The sequence below is a fragment of the Benzoatithermus flavus genome (assembly GCF_037908215.1).
GTDB lineage: Bacteria > Pseudomonadota > Alphaproteobacteria > Geminicoccales > Geminicoccaceae > Benzoatithermus > Benzoatithermus flavus.
Map to the genome: position 1 here is coordinate 1 of NZ_JBBLZC010000053.1, position 3,951 is coordinate 3,951.

The window sequence follows — 3,951 nt, forward strand, 5'->3', positions numbered from 1 at the left end:
ACCCGGCTGAAGACCATCACCTCGCGCTGGCCGACCGGCATCCGTGCGGGTGCCGACTTCGTCATGCCCACCATGCGCTGAGGCGCTGCCCCGACGGGAGGGAAGGACATGCTGGCGAGAAAGCATGGCAGGGAGGGGGCCGCACCTCCCGCGACGGCCCTCCCGTCTGCCGAGCGCCCGTCCGTGGCCGCGGACGGGCTGCACCGGATCGTCATCGTCGGCGGCGGGGCGGGCGGGCTCGTGCTCGCGACCAGGCTCGGCCACCGGCTCGGCCGGCGCCGACGTGCAAGGATCACCCTGATCGACGCCAACCTCACCCATGTCTGGAAGCCGCTCCTGCACGAGGTGGCGGTCGGCACGCTCGATTCGCACAAGGACGACGTGATCTATCTCGGCCATGCCAAGGGGCACGGCTTCAGCTTCCAGCAGGGCCGGATGGACGGCCTCGACCGGGAGCGCAAGGAGGTGCGCCTCGCACCGATGCTGGACGAGAAGGGCCGCGAGGTCATCCCGGCCCGTACGGTGCCCTACGACACGCTGGTGATCGCGGTCGGCGGCCTCTGCAACGACTTCGGCACGCCGGGGGTGAAGGAGCACTGCATGTTCCTCGACACCCATCAGCAGGCCGAGCAGGTGCAGAAATGCCTGCTCAACGCCTGCCTCCGGGCGCAGGCGCAAGCGGAGCCGCTGCGCGAGGGCCAGCTCCACGTCGCCATCGTCGGCGCCGGCGCCACCGGGGTCGAGCTCGCGGCCGAGCTGCACCGGGCGACGCGCGAGCTCGTGGCCTACGGGCTGGACCGGATCGATCCCGAGCGCGACGTCAAGATCAGCCTGATCGAGGCGGGGCCGACCGTGCTTCCCGCCCTGCCGCCGCGGCTGTCGGAGGCGACCATGCGCGAGCTCTTGCGCCTGGGTATCGCGGTCCACACGGGCGAGAAGGTGGTGGAGGTCACGGAGCAGGGCGTGCGCTGCGCCGGTGGCCTGTTCGTCCCGGCCGAGATCAAGGTCTGGTCGGCGGGCGTGAAGGCGCCGGACTTCTTGAAGGACATCGCCGGTCTCGAGACCAACCGGCTGAACCAGCTCGTCGTCGACCAGACGCTGCGCACCACGCGCGATCCCGACATCTACGCCATCGGCGACTGTGCTGCCTGCCCGCAGCCCGGCAGCGACCGTCCGGTACCGCCGCGCGCCCAGGCCGCCTACCAGGAGGCGATGACGCTGGCCAGAACGCTGCGCCGCCGGCTCGAGGGCCAGGCACCCGTGCCGTTCGTCTACAAGGATTACGGCTCGCTCGTCTCCTTGAGCTACAGCTCGGTCGGCAACCTCATGGGCAATCTCCTGGGCAACGTCATGATCGAGGGGAAGATCGCGCGCCTGACCTACCAGTCGCTCTACAAGAAGCACCAGCTCGCCGTGCACGGCTTCGTCTGGGTGGCGCTCAACACGCTGATCAACTTCCTGCGGCGCCGGACCGAGCCGCGGCTGAAGCTGCACTAGCGTCGCCGGCGAGCGGGTCGGGTGCGACGGTTCTTCGATGGTGCCGGGCATCATCGACGAAAGGTTGACGGGATCGCCCTCGATCGGGCGTCTTCCGGCATGGCCGGTGCCAGGCGACCGGGAGAGAGGGGGAGCATGCCGATGACCACGAACGCCAGACCACGCCGGAAGACGCCCGAGCAGCTCCGCTCGCATCGCTGGTTCGGGGTGCACGATCTCCGCGCCTTCGGCCACCGCTCGCGCATCCGGCAGATGGGCTACGGGCCCGAGGACTACGCCGGCAAGCCGGTGATCGCGATCCTCAACACCTGGTCCGACATCAACCAGTGCCACGCCCACTTCAAGGAACGGGTGCAGGACGTCAAGCGCGGCATCTTCCAGGCGGGCGGCTTTCCTTTGGAGCTGCCGGCGCTCTCGCTCTCCGAGCCGTTCGTCAAGCCCACGACCATGCTCTACCGCAATCTCCTCGCCATGGAGGCCGAAGAGCTGCTGCGCAGCCATCCGATCGACGGCGTGGTGCTCATGGGCGGCTGCGACAAGACCACGCCCGGCCTCCTCATGGGGGCGATCTCCATGAACCTGCCCGCGATCTTCGTCCCCGCCGGGCCGATGCTGCGCGGCAACTGGCGCGGCCAGGTGCTGGGCTCGGGCTCGGATAGCTGGAAGTACTGGGCGGAGCTTCAGGCCGGCAACATCACGATCCAGGACTGGAACGACATCGAGAGCGGCATCGCGCGTTCCGCCGGCATGTGCATGACCATGGGCACGGCCGCCACCATGACCGCGGTGGCGGAGGCGATGGGCTTCTCGCTGCCGGGCGCCTCCTCGATCCCGGCGCCGGATTCGAGCCATCCGAGGATGTGCGCGGAATCGGGCCGGCGCATCGTCGAGATGGTGTGGGAGGACCTGAAGCCCTCCGACATCATGAGCCCGGCCGCGGTCGACAACGCGATCCGCTGCCATCTCGCCATGGGCGGGTCGACCAATGCCATGATCCACGTCGTCGCCATCGCGCGACGCGCGGGCATTCCCCTTACCCTCGACCGCTTCGACGAGCTCGCGAGGCAGATCCCGGTGCTCGCCAATGTCCGGCCCTCGGGCCGGTATCTCATGGAGGACTTCTACTACGCCGGCGGCATCCGCGCCCTACTCGCCCGGCTCCAGGACGTGCTCGACCTCGACTGCCTCACCGTCAACGGCCGGACGCTGGGCGAGAACATCGCAGGTGCGGAAGTCTGGAATCCCGAGGTGATCCACGGGCTGGGCGATCCCGTCGCCAAGGAGGCGACGGCGATCCTCTACGGCAATCTCGCCCCGAACGGCGCCGTCATGAAGCCCTCGGCGGCCGATCCGCGCTTCCTGAAGCATCGTGGCCCGGCGCTCGCGTTCGAGAGCTACGACGCGATGGCGGCCGCCATCGCCGACGAGAGCCTCGACGTCACACCCGACCACGTGCTGGTCTTGAAGAACGCCGGGCCGGTCGCGGCCGGGATGCCGGAATGGGGCATGCTGCCCCTGCCGAAGAAGCTGCTGAAGCAGGGCGTGCGCGACATGCTGCGGCTCTCGGACGCACGGATGAGCGGCACGTCCTATGGTGCCTGCATCCTGCACGTGAGCCCCGAGGCCGCGATCGGTGGACCGCTCGCCTTCGTGCGCACGGGTGACGTGATCGCGGTCGACGTCGCGGCGCGGCAGGTGAACCTCCTGGTCCCCGAGGACGAGCTCGCGCGGCGCCGCGCGGCGTGGCAGCCGAAGCCGTTGCCGCCGCGCGGCTACGGGCGGATGTATGCGGCGCACATCCAGCAGGCACACGAGGGCTGCGATTTCGACTTCCTGCTCGGCACCCAGCCTTTGCCCGAGCCGGAAATCCACTGAGCCGGGCGCTGCCGCTGCCGGCCATCGGAAAAGAGGGAAGGGAGGAACGGGAGCGATGACCGTGAAGGTCGGGGTGATCGGGGTGGGCCTGATCGGGCAGGACCATATCCGCCGGCTCACCACCGTGCTGCCGGGGGCGGCCGTGGTCGCCGTCAGCGACGTCGACGTAGCGCGGGCACAGAGCGTGGCCGGGGGCCTGCCGGGTGCCAGGGTGCACGCGACCGGCGAGGCGCTGATCCAGGACCCCGCGGTCGATGCCGTGCTCGTCGCCTCGTGGGGGGCGACCCACGAGGCGTACGTGCTCGCCTGCATCGCCGCCGGCAAGCCGGTGTTCTGCGAGAAGCCGCTCGCGACCACGCAGGAGGCATGCTTACGCATCCTCGCGGCCGAGATGGCCTGTGGCCGGCGGCTGGTGCAGGTCGGGTTCATGCGCCGCTACGACCCGGCCTACCGCGCGCTCAAGCAGGTGGTGGCGAGCGGCGCCATCGGCGCACCCTTGCTCTTCCATTCGGTGCACCGCAACCCGAGCGTGCCGTCGCACTACACCAGCGACATGGCGATCAACGACACCGCGGTCCA

Annotated in this window: 3 protein-coding genes; all 3 read left to right on the plus strand. The window is 69.7% G+C overall.

What is annotated here, in order from left to right:
• Window positions 1–108 precede the first annotated feature (108 nt).
• Window positions 109–1,497 carry an NAD(P)/FAD-dependent oxidoreductase gene (locus U1T56_RS23875; RefSeq protein ID WP_418162006.1) on the plus strand — a complete coding sequence of 463 codons (1,389 nt, stop codon included), beginning with the start codon at window positions 109–111 and terminating at the stop codon, window positions 1,495–1,497.
• 141 nt (window positions 1,498–1,638) lie between these two features.
• The gene (gene araD, locus U1T56_RS23880) at window positions 1,639–3,372 is read left to right on the plus strand and encodes an L-arabinonate dehydratase (protein WP_418162007.1); all 1,734 of its coding nucleotides are present in this window, start codon (window positions 1,639–1,641) and stop codon (window positions 3,370–3,372) included.
• 55 nt (window positions 3,373–3,427) lie between these two features.
• On the plus strand, window positions 3,428–3,951 hold a 524-nt coding region (locus U1T56_RS23885), incomplete at its 3' end, for a Gfo/Idh/MocA family oxidoreductase (protein ID WP_418162008.1).